Origin of the sequence: Pseudomonas sp. IT-P171 (assembly GCF_949767765.1) — a bacterium.
In the GTDB taxonomy this organism is placed as follows: Bacteria; Pseudomonadota; Gammaproteobacteria; order Pseudomonadales; family Pseudomonadaceae; genus Aquipseudomonas; species Aquipseudomonas fluorescens_B.
In genome coordinates, this window is the sequence record NZ_CATKQN010000011.1 from 146,914 (window position 1) to 163,536 (window position 16,623).

A 16,623-nucleotide genomic window follows, 5' to 3' on the forward strand; every position below is an offset into this window, starting at 1 on the left:
TTGTGAGGAATAAATTATTCCTGTTGGTGGCTTTATAGGGGAAATGGGTGTGTCACGTCCAGAGCTTTTAAGAAAGTTTTTTAACTGACAGGAAAATGCGTGAGGCCGACGTGGGTCGGCCTTAAGGCGGGGCAAAGCAGGGGAAGAGGGGGCGTTACTCTTTGTCGCTGCCGTAATTCATGATCGAGAGCAGGCGGATCGGCACTTGCACCAGTTGCTCGGGGCCGTGAGGAATTTCGCCTTCAAACGTCAAGCTGTCGCCAGCCTCCATGCGGTACAACTGATTGCCGTGGCGATAGATCAGTTCACCTTCCAGCAGGTGGAGGAATTCGGTGCCAGGGTGGGAGAAGGTCGGAAACTCCTCACTCGCGTCATCCATGCTGACCATGTAGGCCTCGAAGCTCTTCTTCGGCCCACGGGTGTGGTTGAGCAGATGGTACGTATGGCCTTTCTCGGTGCCGCGGCGCACCACTTCCATGCCCTGATCGGCCTTGACCAACAGCGCGCTGCCGTCCTGCTGGTCATATTCGCTGAACAACTTGGACAGTGGCAGGCCAAGCACGTCGCACAGACGGCTCAGGGTATCGAGGCTGGTGGACACCTGGGCGTTTTCGATCTTGCTCAACATGCCCTGACTGATATCGGCAATCTTGGCCACGTCAGACAATTTTAGATCCTGAGCCTGGCGCTGGCGCTTGATCTGCAATCCCAGATATTGCTCAAGCTTGAGGCGCGGGGCGGTTTCGGTCGACATAGTCATCAGATCCTGCACACTTTCCGTTCAGTAATATTAGTTTCGCACTGAGAAAGTGCAAATGGCGACGCTTGTCGCCTGCCCTGCGGGCAGTATTCCCACAGGGAAAAGAATATTCCCATATATACAGCACAAAAGCGCCTGTCACGGCGTTTCGACGTTCCACTCGCGAATCTGGCAAGGGCTTTGCATTCCTATTGGGAAAATAACTTTCTTTTTAGGAATAAAAAGACGGTCAAGGCCCATCCAGAATGTTTTGCCTTTCGCGAGGAGTGACGAGCAATGTTGCCAGCAGAAACCCAGCGCATCATCGACAAGCACGGGATCAAGTACGTGCTTGCGCAATTTGTGGATATTCACGGTGCGGCCAAGACCAAGTCGGTGCCGATCTGTGGGCTCAAGACCGTCGCCGAAGAGGGGGCGGGTTTTGCCGGGTTCGCGATCAGTGGCATGGGCATGGAGCCCCACGGTCCGGACTTCATGGCTCGCGGCGACTTGTCCACCCTGGCTCCGGTGCCCTGGCAGCCGGGTTACGGGCGGGTGGTGTGCGTCGGCCACGTCGACGGTAAGCCGCATCCGTATGACAGCCGTTATGTGCTGCAGCAACAGGTGCAGCGCCTGGAAGAAAAGGGCTGGACCCTCAACACCGGCCTGGAACCCGAGTTCAACCTGATGCGTCGCGACGAGCAGGGCAAGTTGCAATTGGTCGACCCCAGCGACAACCTCGACAAGCCTTGCTACGACTATAAAGGCCTGTCGCGCTCCCGGGTGTTTCTTGAACGCCTGACCGAAGCCTTGCAAGCAGTGGATTTCGAGGTCTATCAAATCGACCACGAAGACGCCAATGGCCAGTTCGAAATCAACTACACCTACAGCGACGCCATGACCTCGGCGGACCGCTTCACCTTCTTCCGCATGGCCGCCGGCGAAATCGCCAATGACCTGGGCATGATCTGCTCGTTCATGCCCAAGCCCGACCCGAAACGTGCCGGCAACGGTATGCACTTTCACCTGTCGATCAGCAGTGCCGACAACAAGAACCTGTTCCATGACGCCAGTGATCCGAGCGGCATGGGGCTGTCGAAAATGGCCTATCACTTCGCCGCGGGCCTGCTTGCCCACGGCCCGGCGCTGTGTGCCTTCGCCGCGCCGACGGTCAACTCCTACAAGCGTCTGGTGGTGGGTAATTCGTTGTCCGGTGCGACCTGGGCGCCAGCCTTTATCGCCTTCGGCGCCAACAACCGTTCGGCCATGGTGAGGGTGCCTTACGGGCGCCTCGAATTCCGTCTGCCGGACGCTGGTTGCAACCCTTATCTGGTCAGCGCCGCGATCATCGCCGCCGGCCTGGATGGCATCGATCGGCAGCTGGAAATCGACCACGTCTGCAATGAAAACCTCTACAGCCTGAGCCTCGAGCAGATTGCCGCGCGGGGCATCAAGACCCTGCCGCAATCGCTCAAGGAAGCCTGCGACGCGCTCGAAGCCGACCCCTTGTTCGCCGAGGTGCTTGGCCCCGAGATCGTTGGCGAGTTCATCAAGCTCAAGCGCATGGAGTGGGTGGAATACAGCCGCCACGTCTCCGATTGGGAGATCCAGCGCTACACAGAATTTTTCTGATTTTCTATTTTGATAACCATTCGGGCACCCGGCACGGCGCCGGGCGTTCACTGCCTCCGAAGGAGACTTGATATGTGTGGAATCGTAGGTCTTTACCTGAAAAATCCGCAGCTGGAATCCCAGCTCGGCAAGCTTTTCGAACCGATGTTGCAGGCCATGACCGATCGTGGCCCGGACAGTGCCGGCTTCGCCATTTACGGCGATGAAGTGGCGGACGGCTGGGTCAAGCTGACCTTGCAGGCGACCACCGAAGGCTTCGACTGGAAAACCCTGATGGGCGAACTGGAAGGGCGCCTGGGCTGTTCGCTGGAGTGGTTCCAGAACGCCAGTGCCGCGGTGTTGAAGATCCATGCCGAAGAGGCGCCGGTACGCCTGGCCCTCGCTGAACTGGCACCGAGCCTGCGCATCATGAGCGCCGGGCAAAGCATCGAAATCCTCAAGGGCATGGGCTTGCCCCAGGAGATTTCCCAACGCTTCGGCCTGGCCGGCATGAAGGGTAGCCACATTATTGGCCACACCCGCATGGCCACCGAAAGCGCGGTAACCATGGAGGGCAGCCATCCGTTTTCCACTGGCTCCGACCTGTGCCTGGTGCACAACGGCTCGTTGTCGAACCACTTCCGCCTGCGTCAGGAACTCAAGCGCGAAGGCATTCACTTCGAGACCGACAACGACACCGAAGTGGCCGCCGGCTACCTGACCTGGCGCCTGCAGCAGGGCGATTCATTGAAGGAAGCGCTGGATCACTCGCTGGAGGATCTCGACGGTTTCTTCACCTTCGCCATCGGCACCCGCAACGGTTTTGCGGTGATCCGCGACCCGGTCGCCTGCAAGCCGGCGATCCTTGCCGAGACGGACGACTACGTCGCCATGGCCTCCGAGTATCAGGCCTTGTCGAGCCTGCCGGGAATCGAAAACGCCAGAATCTGGGAGCCTGCACCGGCCACTCTCTACATCTGGGAACGCGAGTCAGCTTAAGGAGCGCACACATGAAAACCATCGATCTTTCCACTGCCACCGTGCGTGACCTCAATCAGGCGCTGCACGATCAGGTCAATAACGTGACCGATCACGAGTGGGTGGTGACTCACTCCGATGGCAAGCACAACCTCGCGGTCGGGGTGAATGAAGCGGTGTCCATCGATATCCAGGGTCACGCCGGCTACTACTGCGCGGGGATGAATCAAAAAGCCGCGATTACCGTCCATGGCAACGTCGGTGTCGGGTGTGCCGAAAACATGATGTCCGGCTACGTCCGGGTTAAAGGCAGCGCCTCTCAGGCGGCCGGTGCTACGGCCCATGGCGGGTTGCTGGTGATTGAAGGCGACGCTGGGGCGCGTTGCGGGATTTCCATGAAGGGCATCGACATCGTTGTCGGCGGCAGCATCGGCCACATGAGCTGCTTCATGGGGCAGGCCGGTCGCCTGGTGGTCTGCGGCGACGCCGGCGATGCGCTGGGCGATTCGTTGTATGAAACCCACATCTACGTGAAAGGGACCGTTGAGTCCCTGGGCTCGGATTGCATCGAGAAAGAGATGCGCGCCGAGCACCTGGAAGAGCTGCAAGGGCTGCTCGACCGCGCCGGTTTCGAGCACAAGGCGGCTGACTTCAAACGCTACGGTTCGGCCCGTCAGTTGTACAACTTCAAAGTCGATAACGCGTCCGCGTACTGATCCAGGAGCCATAACATGAGTGAGAAAACCCCTCCAGTGCTGCGCGAGTCAGCCACCTTCGACCGCCTGACCATCCAGGAAATCCAGCGTGCCGCGGAAACCGGCATCTACGATATTCGCGGTGGTGGCACCAAACGCAAACTGCCGCATTTCGATGACCTGCTGCTGCTCGGCGCCAGCGTTTCGCGCTACCCGCTGGAAGGTTATCGGGAGAAGTGCGGCACCGATGTCATCCTCGGCAACCGCTTCGCCAAGAAGCCGATTCACCTGAAGATTCCGGTGACCATCGCCGGCATGAGCTTCGGTGCTTTGTCGGCCAATGCCAAGGAAGCCCTGGGCCGTGGCGCGACCATCGCCGGCACCAGCACCACCACCGGTGACGGCGGCATGACCCCGGAAGAACGCGGCCAGTCGCAGCATTTGGTGTATCAGTATTTGCCGTCCCGCTATGGCATGAACCCGGACGATCTGCGCAAGGCCGACGCCATTGAAATCGTCCTGGGGCAGGGCGCCAAACCCGGTGGCGGCGGTATGTTGCTGGGCATGAAAGTCACCGAACGCGTGGCTGGTATGCGCACCTTGCCGATCGGTGTCGACCAGCGCAGCGCCTGCCGTCACCCTGACTGGACTGGCCCGGATGACCTGGCGATCAAGATTGCCGAGTTGCGGGAAATCACCGATTGGGAAAAACCGATCTACGTGAAGATCGGCGCCAGCCGGCCTTACTACGACGTCAAGTTGGCGGTAAAAGCCGGGGCTGACGTGATTGTGCTCGACGGCATGCAAGGCGGCACCGCAGCGACTCAGGAAGTGTTCATCGAACACGTCGGGATCCCGATTTTGTCGGCCATTCCGCAAGCGGTACAAGCTTTGCAGGAGATGGGCATGCATCGCAAGGTTCAGCTGATTGTTTCTGGAGGGATTCGCAACGGTGCCGACGTCGCCAAGGCGATGGCGCTGGGTGCGGATGCGGTGGCCATCGGGACGGCCGCGCTGATTGCCTTGGGCGATAACCATCCACGCCTGGACGAGGAACTGAAGAAAATCGGCTCGGCCGCCGGTTTCTACGATGACTGGCAGAACGGCCGCGACCCGGCCGGGATCACCACGCAGGACCCGGAGCTGTCCAAGCGCCTGGACCCGGTGGAAGGTGGTCGGCGTCTGGCCAACTACTTGCGCGTGTTGGTGCTGGAAGCCCAGACCATGGCCCGGGCTTGCGGCAAGTCGCACCTGCACAACCTCGATCCCGAGGATCTGGTGGCGCTGACCGTGGAGTCGGCTGCCATGGCGCGGGTGCCGCTGGCGGGAACCAACTGGATTCCGGGTTCCGGTACCGGTTACTGACAAAAACCTGTGGCGAGCGAGCTTGCTCGCGCTGGGCTGCAAAGCGGCCCCAAGAATCTTTGCGAGTGCTACGCACTCGAGCGCGAGCAAGCTCGCTCGCCACAGTTATAAGCGGGTCTGAAAGACCGCGGCATGTTCATTCAACGACCAAGAGGTCTCTCAAGAGGCCCGTGCACACTCACTTTGCTCGCTGCCAGACACTTTCCATTCTTTTGCAGGAGCTTTGAAAATGGTCAATCGTCTTCTCGGCAAATCCCTTCTTGTCTTATTGGCGGCCGGCGCGCTCGCGCCGCTCGCCCAGGCGGCCGATGCACCCACCTTGAACACCGGCAGCACCGCCTGGATGGTGACCGCAGCGGTGCTGGTGCTGTTCATGTGTCTGCCGGGCCTCGCTTTGTTCTACGGAGGTCTGGTGCGGGCGAAAAACATGCTCTCGCTGTTCACCCAGTGCTTCGGCATCGCCGGCCTGGTCGGTGTGCTGTGGGTGATCTATGGCTACAGCATGGTGGTCGACAGCGCCGGCATGGTCGAGGGGCAGGTGACGTTCAACAGTTTCGTCGGTGGTTTGAGCCGGGCCTTTCTGGCTGGCATGACCCCGGAGAGCCTGGTCGGTGACATTCCGGAAGGCGTGTTTGTGACCTTCCAGATGACCTTCGCGATCATTACCCCGGCGCTGATTGCCGGTGCATTCGCCGAGCGCATGAAGTTCTCGGCGGCGCTGTGGTTCATGGCCCTGTGGTTTACCCTGGTTTATGCGCCCGTCGCCCATATGGTCTGGGGCGGTTCGGGCGCTTTGATGCATAACTGGGGCGTTCTCGATTTTGCCGGTGGCACTGCGGTGCATATCAATGCCGGCGTCGCTGCTTTGGCTGCGTGCCTGATTCTCGGCAAGCGCAAGGGTTACCAGAATACGCCAATGCCCGCCCACAACTTGAGCTTGACCATGGCCGGCGCGGCCATGCTCTGGGTTGGCTGGTTCGGCTTCAACATCGGTTCCGGCGGCGGTCTCAATGGCACTTCGGGCATTGTCATGCTCAACACCCAACTGGGCGCTTGCGCGGGGATTCTCGGCTGGATGTTCACCGAGTGGTTCAAGGTCGGCAAGCCGAGTGCCTTGGGCCTGGCCAGCGGTGCTTTGGCCGGTTTGGTCGGCATTACTCCGGCGTGTGCGTATGTGGGCGTCGGCGGCGCATTGGCCATCGGTCTGCTGTGTGGGGTGTTCTGCTACTTGAGCGTTACTGTGCTGAAACGCCGCTTTGGATATGACGACAGCCTCGACGTGTTTGGCTTGCACGGTATCGGCGGAATGATTGGTGCAGTATTGACCGGCGTGTTCTGCGTGCCGTCCCTGGGTGGACTGGTGGAAGACGTGACCATGGGCGCTCAGGTAGTGGCGCAGATCAAGGGCGTGTTGCTGACGACGGTGTACTGCTTCGTCATCAGCTGGATCATTCTCAAGGTGATCAACGCCGTCATCGGCTTGCGTGCCGATGAATCGGTGGAGGACATGGGGCTGGACCTGGCTGAACACAACGAGAGTGCCTACAACCACTGATCGTTACTATTGAACGACACGGCCCACCTTCGAGTGGGCCGTTTTCGTGGTGCTCAGCTCAACGCTGCATCACTGATCGACTTACGCTCGCGCGCTACGGCGGCACGCTGCAATTGACTGGCGATCAGGGTGTTCTTCAGCAGATACGCAATGGTCATCGGCCCGACCCCACCGGGTACCGGCGTGATCGCGCTGGCAACAGTGCGCGCACTGGCGTAATCGACATCACCGACCAGACGATTTCCCGACGCGTCGGTAATGCGATTGATGCCTACATCGATCACCACCGCTCCGGGTTTGAGCCAGCTGGCGTCGATCATCTCAGGTCGACCCACCGCCGCAACCACGATGTCCGCCAACCTGCACAACGCCGGTGCATCGACGCTGCGCGAGTGCACCACGCTGACCGAGCAGTTGGCCTGCAGCAACAAGGTTGCCATGGGTTTGCCGACAATGTTCGAACGACCGATGACCACCGCGTGCAAGCCGCTCAAGTCACCGCAGGTTTCATGCAGCAGACGCATGCAGCCGCTGGGCGTGCAGGGTGTCAGGACTTCGATGCCTTGCACCAGGCCGCCGACGTTTTCCCGATGAAATCCGTCCACGTCTTTGATCGGGTCGATGGCGTGAATCACTGCCGCCTCGTCGATATGTCCTGGCAGGGGCAACTGCACCAAAATGCCGTTCACCGTGGCATCGGCATTCAGTTGGGCAATCAGTTCCAGTACTTGCGCCTGGCTGGCGTCGTCCGGCAGACGGTATTCAAGGGAGCGAATGCCGACTTCCTTGGCCCGCAGCAGTTTGTTGCGCACATAGACCTCGCTGGCCGGGTCTTCACCGACGAGCAGCACGGCCAGGGCCGGGTAAATCTGCTGTCCGGCCAAGACCAGAACTTCTTCTCGAACTTCGTCGAGAACCTGGGCAGAGATGGCTTTGCCGTCGATAACGCGGGCAAGTGCAGGGGTGGTGCTGATCAAAAGAGTCACCGTCGTTTTGATTGATAGGGGGGCGAAGTGATCATCGAGGCGTCGTTGCGCCCCGATGATCCATCAGAGACCAGCAGGCAAGGACGCTCAGGCTACCAGTTGATGGCAACCGTACACCACCAGTACACCCGCGATCAGCGTTGCATAAGGCAGCCAACCGGCGCGTTTTTGTCCGGCATCGGTCTGAATGTACAGGTCGCTGAGCATCGCTTCCGGGAAGCGCCCCTTGTCCTGCACATAGTGGCGGTAGCAGAACACCGGAAGAATCAACAGCGCCAGCAACAGGCCGGTCACCAGGGTGCCGGCGCCCCAGATATCGGCTCCCAGCCCCATGCACGCCAGGTTGACGAAGCTCAGTACGCCACCCGCGACCAACAGCACGGTCGGGGCCTTGTACGGGCGTATCCAGTCGGGACGGTCCAGGCGATGGATCCAGCCGGCATTGAGGTTTAGAAAATTGAAGATGATGTAGCTGACGTTGGACGCGGCCAGCACGAACACATAATCGGACATCAGCAACAGCAGCAGGTTGAACGACAAGTCGGTCCACATCGCTGCGGTAGGCGCGCCATGTTCGTTGGTGCGCCCCAGGTATTTCGGCAACCAGCCATCCACCGATGCCTGATACAGGGTGCGCGAGGAGCCGGACATCGAGGTCATGATCGCCAGCAACGTGGCCAGGACCAACATGATCAGCACGATGTTGGCCACCAGCTTACCGCCGCCGATGCTGTCCGCCATGACCTGGCCCACGCCCATGCCGCTGTAGATCGCGGGTGACAACAGACCGCTATAGACCGCCGGTGTGACCACCGCGCCGCTGGCATCGAGCACCGCCGGTGTCACCAGTTGGCCGAGTCCGAGGCTGCCCTGAAACGCCAGGGGCACCAGGGTGAACACCAGAATGCACAGCAGGCCGGCGTAAAAAATGGCCTTGAACGTGTCACGCTTGGGGTCCTTGAATTCCCGGGTGTAGCACACCGCGGTTTCGAAACCGTAAGTGGACCATGCAGCCATGAACAGGCCGCCAGCCATCAATGACCACCCGGAAATATCCCAAGGCCCGTCGATCACTTGCCCGGCCGCGTCATGGGCCAGCGGGTACAACGGCAGGAAGTTGGCCTGGGCCGCGTCCCCGGTGAACAACGGCACCACGCCCACCAGCAACAAAGGAATCAGCGAGGTCACGCCAAGCACCAGGGTCAGGCGTGCCGAGCGCAAGATGCCGCCATGCTGCACGGCGAACACCGTCAGTAAAATCAGCAGGCCGATGGCGAACGTCGCGTTGATCCGTAGCGACAGGCCGCTTTTGACCCAGCCCAGGTCAAGCAGGGTCAGTTGCCAGGTATTGATCAACGCATCAGCGGGGAACAATGCGGTGAGGATGTAACCGGCTGCCAGCCCCGAGCCAATGGACAAAACCGGGGACCAGGCCAGCCAGTTGCACCACACCGAGACCGGTGCGATCAGCTTGCTGTAGCGCACCCAGGCGACTGCACCGTAGACCGACGCGCCACCGGATTTGTGCGGGAACAGCCCGGCGATTTCGGCATAGGTGAAGGCCTGGATGAAGCCGAACAGAATCGACACAATCCAGACGATCCAGGCCGGTTTGCCTACCGTGGCGGCAATCGCGCCGATAGAGAACAGGACCAGGGCGGGCACGCCACTGGCGACCCAGAAAGCCCCGCGCCAATCGATTTTGCGGTGCAGGCTGCCCACTGAGCTGGCGGCCTGCGGTACGGCCTCGAACGTAGTCGCTTCCATCTTCGTATTCCCATGTCTGAGTAGAGTGGTAGTGGGGCAGTCAAAGTCGGGTGGCGCTTAAGTTCATGTGATCGATCAACTGCGTACCCGGCTCTTGTCGGGGTCGTAGAAAATCGCTGCGGTGACCGTGGCGCTGATGCGCTTCTGCAGGCCATCGACTTTGCCGATCTCCAACGCTGTGCCGACGTCGGCGCAGGCCACGTCGACCCGGCACAGCGCGATATTGCTGGCCAGCAGCGGCGAGCGGCAGGCACTGGTGATGACCCCGACCTGGGCTCGGCCGCGGTACACCGGGTCGCCGTGGTCGGCGCCTTCGTTGCCGCTCAGTTGCAGACCCACCAGTTTGTGAGCGGGATGGGCACTGCGCCGTAGCAGGGCGTCGCGGCCGATGAAGTCATCGGTTTTGCCTTTCAACGGAACGCAAAAGCCGATACCGGCCTCGAACGGATCGGTCTGGTCGCTGAATTCGTAGCCGGCGAAAATCAGCCCGGCTTCGATACGCAGCATGTCCAGCGCTTCCAGGCCCAACGGCACCAGGCCCAACGGTTGGCCCAGCGCCCAGATTCGGTCCCAGATCCGCTCGGCATCCTCAGGCTGGCACCAGACTTCGTAGCCCAGTTCGCCGGTGTAACCGGTGCGCGAGATCATCAGCGGGCAGCCGTTGTACCCGTCCAGACGGCCCACCAGGAAACGGAACCAGCCGAGGGTTTCCAGGCTCGGTTGGGTCGGCGGGGTCCAGACCATCTGTTTGAGCAGCTCGCGGCTCATCGGGCCTTGCACCGCCAGGTTGTGGATCTGCTCGCTGGCGGATTTGACCCAGACCTTCATGCCAAGCTTTTGCGCCTGTTCGCGCAGCCAGACTCCGGCGTAATCCTCGCCGCAGATCCAGCGAAAATTGTCCGGGCCCAGGCGCAGCAGTGTGCCGTCGTCGAGCATGCCGCCGTGCTCGTGACATATCGCCGAATACACCACTTGACCCACCGCCAGGCGCCGCACATCGCGGGTCAGGCAGTACTGCAACAACGCTTCCGCGTCGGGGCCGATGATTTCGAATTTGCGCAGGGCGGTCAGGTCCATCACCGCCACTCGCTCGCGGCAACCAAGGTATTCCTCGATTGCGCCATAGCCGTCATAGCGCAGCGGCAGCCACCAGTTGCGGTAGTCGACGAAGCTGCCGGTCAAGGCGCTGGTGCGTGAGTGAAACGCGGACTCACGGGTGAGTATCGGGTCGGCATCGGCCGTGGTTCGAGTGCTCATGGCGATGGAAAAATGCTCCTTTTCGCTGTAGATGCGGACATGGATATCGGTCGGGTTCCAGCCATTGGCCGGGTCGATGTCATCCGGGCACGAGGTGCTGCCGCACAGCAGGTCGGTCATGGCCCGCAGCAGCACGTAGTCGCCGGGGCGCGACCAGGGTTCATCCAGGGTCATCTGCTGGTGCGCGTCGATTCCGGTATTGAAAAAGAAATTGATCGCCGGCCAGCCATTGCGGGCCTTGACCCCATGGGATGCGAGCACTCGGCTGAGGTTGTCGCTGCAGTTGTCGTGCCCGAAGTAGCCATGGCTCTCGTAGTAGCGCGCGGCGCAGGCCAGGGCGAAGGAATCGTGGCGGCCGACGGTGTCACGCACCACCTCCAGCATCGGTTGCATCTGCCGGTCAAAAAACTTTGAGAACAGTCCCGGTGCCGGGTAGGCGCTGCCGTTCAGGGTGCGGGTTACGGTCTGGTCCAAGTCCAGCTCCAGACCGCGATCCAGTGCCCGTCGATCGAGGGCGACGAAGTCCGAGCATTGGCGGCCGGCGACGTCCAGCACCTGCACGTACTGCCCTTTGCCGACGGTGTAACTGTGGGCGGTGCCGGCGCTAATGGTGAATTCGTCAATTAACTCGCCCAACGGTTCGGGCAACACCGGGAGCAGTAGCGGCGAAGGATTGGCTCGTGTCACCCACAACCTCAGTTCGCTGGGCCGATACTGCCGGTCGACGGCTGTTGGCCCGGCGGGCGCAGCGACAATCACCAGCAGTTCATCGCTGGCGACAAAGTGGCGACTGAAGTCGGCAGGGCTGTCCTCGTCCCAGAGTGAAGCCGCGCTGAGCAGGTGGTACGGATCAATGCCGCGTCGGCTCAAAGCCTGGTTGATACGCCGAGCCTGCAAGGTCGGTTCGGCGAGCCGTGCGCCGATAAACCCGCAGGCCGTCGAACCGCTCAGCGTCCAGGCCGCCAGGGCGCTGCGACCCAGCGTATCGATGGCCAGCAATTCGCAGGGTTGCCGGCCTTCGAGGTCTATCACTTGCAGGCTGTCGCCGGGCTGCAGCGCGACAAGGGTCAGGCCGCCGGCGGCCACCCGATAGCGCTCCAGGGCCGGGGCCCGGGCAAAGAGACCGGGCTCCCGCGGGCGGGAAACACGAGGTGCGTTCATGGTGAGGCTCCCGGGTCAACCGATCGACTTGACGGACATCGGCGGTTCAGCGAGGTACGCCGCCATGGAGTCGTCAAGGGCATGCAGCCAAGGCGTGTGGTGGGGTGGCGACTGGGTGCCGGTCATCAGCGATCGGTAGGACTTGTCGCGGTAACCCATGATGTTGTGGGCCTTGTCGTGCTTCCAGTGCAGGAAGGTGTCGTTGACCGCGGCGATATCGAAGTTCGGGTAGTCGGTGGCGTCCACCAGTTGCTGGATATAGGCGCCCTGGTATTCGAACATCTGCTGGTTGGTTTCAAGCTGCTGCTCACGGGCATGCCATTGCTGACTATCGGCGGCCCTTTGTGCCTGGTCGGGTAGAGTGATGCGTTGCAGGATCACGTCGCGGGCGTACCAGGCCTGGGCGTCGAACATGTTGAACGAGTACCACTGGTCCTGCATGCCGAGGTAGATCAGTTGCGGGTTGGGCTCCCAGAAAATGCCCTTGTACAGGTTCATCGGCCATAGCCGGTTGTCGGTCTTGAGGCACAGTTCGTCCGGCAGGAAGGGGAAGTGATGTTTGTAGCCGGTGCACAGGATCACCGCATCGATGTGCTTGTGGGTGCCGTCGATAAAGTACGCGCGGTTTTTTTCCAGGCGCTGCAGCAGCGGTTTTTCTTCCCAGTTGGCGGGCCAGTCATAGCCCATGGGCGCGGTGCGGTAGCAGCTGGTGATGCTACGGGCGCCGTATTTGTAGCACTGGGAACCGATGTCTTCGGCAGAATAGCTGCTGCCGACGATCAGCAGATCCTTGCCCTTGAACTCCAGCGCCTCGCGGAAATCATGGGCGTGCAGGATGCGTCCGCCGAACTGCTCGAATCCGGGGAAGTACGGCATCTTCGGCGTCGAAAAGTGCCCGCAGGCGTTGATCACATAGTCGAACTCTTCCGAGGTCTGGGTATCGCTGCCGTGGTCGTGGACGACCACCGTGAAGCGGCGAGTCTCTTCGTTAAAGGTGACCTGGCGCACCACGTTGTTGAAACGGATGTAGTCGCGAACCCCGGCTTTTTCGACGCGGCCCTTGATGTAGTCCCAGAGCACTTCCCGTGGCGGGTAGGAGCCGATGGGGCGGCCAAAATGTTCTTCGAAGGTGTAGTCGGCGAACTCCAGGCATTCCTTCGGGCCGTTCGACCACAAATAGCGGTACATGCTGCCGTGCACCGGTTCGCCGTTTTCATCCAGGCCGGTGCGCCAGGTGTAATTCCACATGCCACCCCAGTCTTGCTGTTTTTCATAGCAGACCAGTTCCGGGATGGGCGTTCCCTGGTCCCTGGCCGATTGAAATGCCCGCAATTGAGCCATGCCGCAAGGGCCGGCGCCGATGATTGCTACGCGTGTGGTCATGGTCGTTTCTCGTGGCTGTGATTCGGAAAAAAGGCTCGCTCAGCGAAAAATCACCGTCTTGTCCTGGTTGATGAATACTCGGTGTTCCAGGTGGTATTTCAGGGCTTTGGAAAGCGCTACGGTTTCGGTGTCGCGGCCGATGGCAACCAGCGAGTCGGGCAGGTGGGTATGGTCGACCCGCTGGATTTCTTGCTCGATGATTGGTCCCTCGTCGAGGTCGCTGGTGACGTAGTGAGCGGTGGCGCCGATCAGCTTCACGCCACGGTCGTAGGCCTGGTGATAGGGCTTGGCGCCCTTGAAACCGGGCAGGAACGAGTGATGAATGTTGATGGCCCGGCCGGACAGCTGCTGGCACAGTCCGTCGGACAGAATCTGCATGTAGCGGGCAAGCACCACCAGATCGGTCTGAGTGTCCTCGACGATGCGCATCAACTCGGCTTCCTGGCTGGCCTTGCTGTCCTTGGTGATCGGCAGGTAGATGAAGCGAATGCCTTCGCGTTCGGCCATGGCTCGTAGGTCCAGATGGTTGGAGACCACTGCGGTGATGTGCATGTCCATCTCGCCTTTGCGATGGCGGTACAGCAGGTCGGTCAGGCAGTGGTCGAACTTGCTGACCATCAGCAGCACCCGGGTCGGCTGACTGCTACAGAACAGCTGCCACTGCATGTCGAAGCCGCCGGCCAGGTCGCCCAGATCCTCGCGCAGGGCACCGATATCGCCGGTCACTCCGGTGTTGAAGCGGAACACCGCACGCATGAAGAACTGCCCGGTGAACTCGTCGTCGAATTGCGCCAGCTCGCTGATGTAGCACTGCTGTCCGGCCAGGCAGGTGGTGATCGCGGCAACGATGCCGGACGCTGCCGGGCAATTGATCTTGAGAATGTAATGTTCGTTGGAAGTGTCCATCGAAGGTCCCTTGGATAAAGTGGTTGGAGGCTCAGCCCTTGGCTGTGCGCTTGGTTTTTTCCGGGTCGTCGAAGGGCAAGGCGTGGGTCACAGCGGCGCTTTCCTGGCTGCCGCGCACCTGCAGGGCAATGCCTGGATTCGAGCAGGCGACGCTCATCCGGGCGATGGCCATGGAGCGCTTGCTCAGGCGCGAATACATGCCGCAGGTGATCACCCCGACTTGCTGGTTGCCCTGCCACAAGGTGTCGCCGGCCTCCGCGGCGCGGACACCTTCGAGCAACACGCCGGTGATCTTGAAGCGCTCCTGACCGCGCAACCGAAAGTGCTCTTCGGCGCCACGGAATTCGCGCTTGTCCGGGGAAACGGTGAAATCCAGGCCCATTTCCCACAGGGTGTCGCCAGCCTTCTGATCGGCGAAGGGGTACATCTGCGAGTTGTCGTAGGGGAAAAACATCAGCGAGCTTTCCACCCGCAACCAGTCCAGGGCAGTAAAGGCGCAAGGGATGATGCCCAGGCCCGCGCCTTGTTCGAGGATCGTGTCCCACAGCGCTGGGGCATCGGCGGCCTTGCAGAAAATCTCGTAGCCGCGCTCGCCGGTGTAGCCGGTGCGAGAGATCATCACCGGACGGTCGAACAGGCGGGTTTGCAGGTGATGGAAGTAAGGCAGTTGACGGATCCCGGGCACGTGCTCGGCGAGAAAATCCACCGCCAGCGGCCCTTGTAGGGACAGGTCGTGCAGGTCGTCATCGAACAGTACCGCCACTTGCCGGCCCTGGGATGAGCGCACCAGCATTTCGTGGCCGCTGCCGGCACCGTGCACCACCATGAACGCGTTAGGTCCGGTGCGGTAGACGATGCAGTCATCGACGAACTTGCCGTCCTCGTCGAGCATCGAGGCGTACACCGACTTGCCTGGGTAGAGCTTGGCGATGTCGCGGGTGGTTGCCCATTGCAGCAGGCTCTCGGCGTGGGGGCCAACGTAGTGGACTTTTTTCAGTCCGGACACGTCCATCAATCCGGCCCGTGTACGGATCGCCTGATGGTGATCGGCCAGGTCACTGTCGTAGGTCCAGGCAGTGCCCATGCCGTTCCAGTCTTCGAGGTTCGAGCCGAGTGCGCGGTGCCGTTCGGCCAGTGCAGAAATACGCCATGAATGCGCCATGTGAAGATCCTTGTCGGTGAAAGTGGGTCAGGGTTCAGGCTTGCGGATCGAAGCGGGTCAGCCACTCGACCAGGGTCTGTCGGTAGCGGCTCATGCCTTTGTAATCGGCGATCGGCTCGGGCAAGTCGCGCAGCACACGGTGCAGGCGGCAGCCCCAGCCGGGCTGAGTGACCAGCTCATCCATGCTGATCAGGTAGGTGCGGATGCTGAACATCACCGCGTTGCTGCGGGGTAGACGGACCATCACTTGCAACTCGACCCGCAGGTGAACCTGTTGCCCGACGTTCTCGGCGGTGATGCGGCCGCGGTCGGCGCCCCATTCATGGAAAGTCTCAGGGGAGGAGTCCAGGCGCGGGTTGATGGTCAGCGTCCAGTTCAGGCGTCGCACCGGCTGCCCCACCTGCAGGTTGAGCAGGTACTTCAGCGCGCGGTCGAAGACGCCCATCTGGTGGGCCATGGGCACCGGAGAATGCCACTGCTTGAAACTCATGCCGGCGTCGAAGGCCAGGGACCAGTCGGCCGGGCTGGTGACCAGGCCGGCGTCCATGTACAGATCGCCGTCGCGTTGATCGAGCAGGGCGAAATCCCCCTGCACCTGTCGGCCAATGAACTCCAGCGGTTCGCAAGGCAGGGTCGCGGCATCACCGAACACAAAGCGCTGATCGATATCCAGCAGGGTGTTGCGCCAATGCCAGTGCTCAGCGTCACGCTCAAGGGTGAACCACTGCGGATAGTCGGCGGCCAGGTGCTCCATGAGCATCTGCAGCGCATCCCAGGCCGCCACTTGCATGTGCGGCAGCACCAGGTAGCGGCGTGGATCCTTGTCCAGCACCAAGGCGCGTTCGGCCATTTCCGAGCGGTAGTGTTCGTCGATGTCGAACCCGTGCTGGTAGATCGAGCCGGGATCCCGGGAAGTCGCCGGTTCGATGTTCACCGAATACAGGTAGCTGTCCTCGGTGAAGGGGAAAGGGAAACGACTGATGGCAGCTGGGCTGTTGCGAAAGCTGAAATCGTCTCGATAGCTCTGTACGGGGCTTGGTTGAATGGTCATGGTCGAC

The 16,623-nt window shown here is 61.1% G+C and carries 13 protein-coding genes; 5 read left to right on the forward strand and 8 right to left on the reverse strand.

The window, feature by feature from the left end; all coding sequences use genetic code 11:
- Window positions 1-154: 154 nt before the first annotated feature.
- A complete protein-coding gene (locus ACM6I5_RS09155; protein ID WP_123366042.1) occupies window positions 155-754 on the reverse strand; it encodes a helix-turn-helix domain-containing protein in 600 nt (199 codons plus the stop codon).
- A gap of 282 nt (window positions 755-1,036) precedes the next feature.
- Between ACM6I5_RS09155 and glnT the strand changes: the two genes are divergently transcribed.
- From glnT to ACM6I5_RS09180, 5 genes are all read left to right on the forward strand, one after another.
- Window positions 1,037-2,371, forward strand: a complete 1,335-nt coding sequence (glnT, locus tag ACM6I5_RS09160; protein WP_414883646.1) for a type III glutamate--ammonia ligase — start codon at window positions 1,037-1,039, stop codon at window positions 2,369-2,371.
- Between the two features lie 72 nt (window positions 2,372-2,443).
- On the forward strand, window positions 2,444-3,349 hold the full coding sequence (locus ACM6I5_RS09165) for a class II glutamine amidotransferase (protein ID WP_414883647.1): 906 nt from the start codon (window positions 2,444-2,446) through the stop codon (window positions 3,347-3,349).
- 11 nt (window positions 3,350-3,360) lie between these two features.
- A complete protein-coding gene (locus tag ACM6I5_RS09170) occupies window positions 3,361-4,044 on the forward strand; it encodes a protein glxC (RefSeq protein WP_414883648.1) in 684 nt (227 codons plus the stop codon).
- 15 nt (window positions 4,045-4,059) lie between these two features.
- Window positions 4,060-5,388 carry an FMN-binding glutamate synthase family protein gene (locus ACM6I5_RS09175; RefSeq protein WP_339491984.1) on the forward strand — a complete coding sequence of 443 codons (1,329 nt, stop codon included), beginning with the start codon at window positions 4,060-4,062 and terminating at the stop codon, window positions 5,386-5,388.
- 229 nt (window positions 5,389-5,617) lie between these two features.
- Window positions 5,618-6,943 carry an ammonium transporter gene (locus ACM6I5_RS09180; RefSeq protein ID WP_414883649.1) on the forward strand — a complete coding sequence of 442 codons (1,326 nt, stop codon included), beginning with the start codon at window positions 5,618-5,620 and terminating at the stop codon, window positions 6,941-6,943.
- Window positions 6,944-6,996: 53 nt separating this feature from the next.
- Here the strand turns inward: ACM6I5_RS09180 and folD are convergent, their stop codons facing one another.
- The 7 genes from folD to ACM6I5_RS09215 form a co-directional block, all read right to left on the reverse strand.
- Window positions 6,997-7,920, reverse strand: a complete 924-nt coding sequence (folD, locus tag ACM6I5_RS09185; RefSeq protein ID WP_414883650.1) for a bifunctional methylenetetrahydrofolate dehydrogenase/methenyltetrahydrofolate cyclohydrolase FolD — start codon at window positions 7,918-7,920, stop codon at window positions 6,997-6,999.
- 96 nt (window positions 7,921-8,016) lie between these two features.
- Window positions 8,017-9,696, reverse strand: coding sequence for an APC family permease (locus ACM6I5_RS09190; RefSeq protein ID WP_414883651.1), 1,680 nt, complete (start codon window positions 9,694-9,696; stop codon window positions 8,017-8,019).
- Window positions 9,697-9,771: 75 nt separating this feature from the next.
- The gene (locus ACM6I5_RS09195; protein WP_414883652.1) at window positions 9,772-12,114 is read right to left on the reverse strand and encodes a DUF1989 domain-containing protein; all 2,343 of its coding nucleotides are present in this window, start codon (window positions 12,112-12,114) and stop codon (window positions 9,772-9,774) included.
- Between the two features lie 15 nt (window positions 12,115-12,129).
- Window positions 12,130-13,497 carry an NAD(P)-binding domain-containing protein gene (locus ACM6I5_RS09200; protein ID WP_414883653.1) on the reverse strand — a complete coding sequence of 456 codons (1,368 nt, stop codon included), beginning with the start codon at window positions 13,495-13,497 and terminating at the stop codon, window positions 12,130-12,132.
- 39 nt (window positions 13,498-13,536) lie between these two features.
- Complete coding sequence (gene purU, locus ACM6I5_RS09205) at window positions 13,537-14,403, reverse strand: formyltetrahydrofolate deformylase (RefSeq protein WP_414883654.1); 867 nt, start codon at window positions 14,401-14,403, stop codon at window positions 13,537-13,539.
- A gap of 31 nt (window positions 14,404-14,434) precedes the next feature.
- On the reverse strand, window positions 14,435-15,565 hold the full coding sequence (locus tag ACM6I5_RS09210; protein WP_414883655.1) for an aminomethyltransferase family protein: 1,131 nt from the start codon (window positions 15,563-15,565) through the stop codon (window positions 14,435-14,437).
- Window positions 15,566-15,599: 34 nt separating this feature from the next.
- The gene (locus ACM6I5_RS09215) at window positions 15,600-16,616 is read right to left on the reverse strand and encodes a heme-dependent oxidative N-demethylase family protein (RefSeq protein ID WP_414883656.1); all 1,017 of its coding nucleotides are present in this window, start codon (window positions 16,614-16,616) and stop codon (window positions 15,600-15,602) included.
- Window positions 16,617-16,623 lie beyond the last annotated feature (7 nt).

Excerpts from the sequence above, each read along its gene's own strand:
- ACM6I5_RS09155 (WP_123366042.1), bottom strand. The coding sequence starts at position 754 with ATGTCGACCGAAACCGCCCCGCGCCTCAAGCTTGAGCAATATCTGGGA.
- glnT (WP_414883646.1), top strand. The coding sequence starts at position 1,037 with ATGTTGCCAGCAGAAACCCAGCGCATCATCGACAAGCACGGGATCAAG.
- ACM6I5_RS09165 (WP_414883647.1), top strand. The coding sequence starts at position 2,444 with ATGTGTGGAATCGTAGGTCTTTACCTGAAAAATCCGCAGCTGGAATCC.
- ACM6I5_RS09170 (WP_414883648.1), top strand. The coding sequence starts at position 3,361 with ATGAAAACCATCGATCTTTCCACTGCCACCGTGCGTGACCTCAATCAG.
- ACM6I5_RS09175 (WP_339491984.1), top strand. The coding sequence starts at position 4,060 with ATGAGTGAGAAAACCCCTCCAGTGCTGCGCGAGTCAGCCACCTTCGAC.
- ACM6I5_RS09180 (WP_414883649.1), top strand. The coding sequence starts at position 5,618 with ATGGTCAATCGTCTTCTCGGCAAATCCCTTCTTGTCTTATTGGCGGCC.
- ACM6I5_RS09190 (WP_414883651.1), bottom strand. The coding sequence starts at position 9,696 with ATGGAAGCGACTACGTTCGAGGCCGTACCGCAGGCCGCCAGCTCAGTG.
- ACM6I5_RS09195 (WP_414883652.1), bottom strand. The coding sequence starts at position 12,114 with ATGAACGCACCTCGTGTTTCCCGCCCGCGGGAGCCCGGTCTCTTTGCC.
- ACM6I5_RS09200 (WP_414883653.1), bottom strand. The coding sequence starts at position 13,497 with ATGACCACACGCGTAGCAATCATCGGCGCCGGCCCTTGCGGCATGGCT.
- purU (WP_414883654.1), bottom strand. The coding sequence starts at position 14,403 with ATGGACACTTCCAACGAACATTACATTCTCAAGATCAATTGCCCGGCA.
- ACM6I5_RS09210 (WP_414883655.1), bottom strand. The coding sequence starts at position 15,565 with ATGGCGCATTCATGGCGTATTTCTGCACTGGCCGAACGGCACCGCGCA.
- ACM6I5_RS09215 (WP_414883656.1), bottom strand. The coding sequence starts at position 16,616 with ATGACCATTCAACCAAGCCCCGTACAGAGCTATCGAGACGATTTCAGC.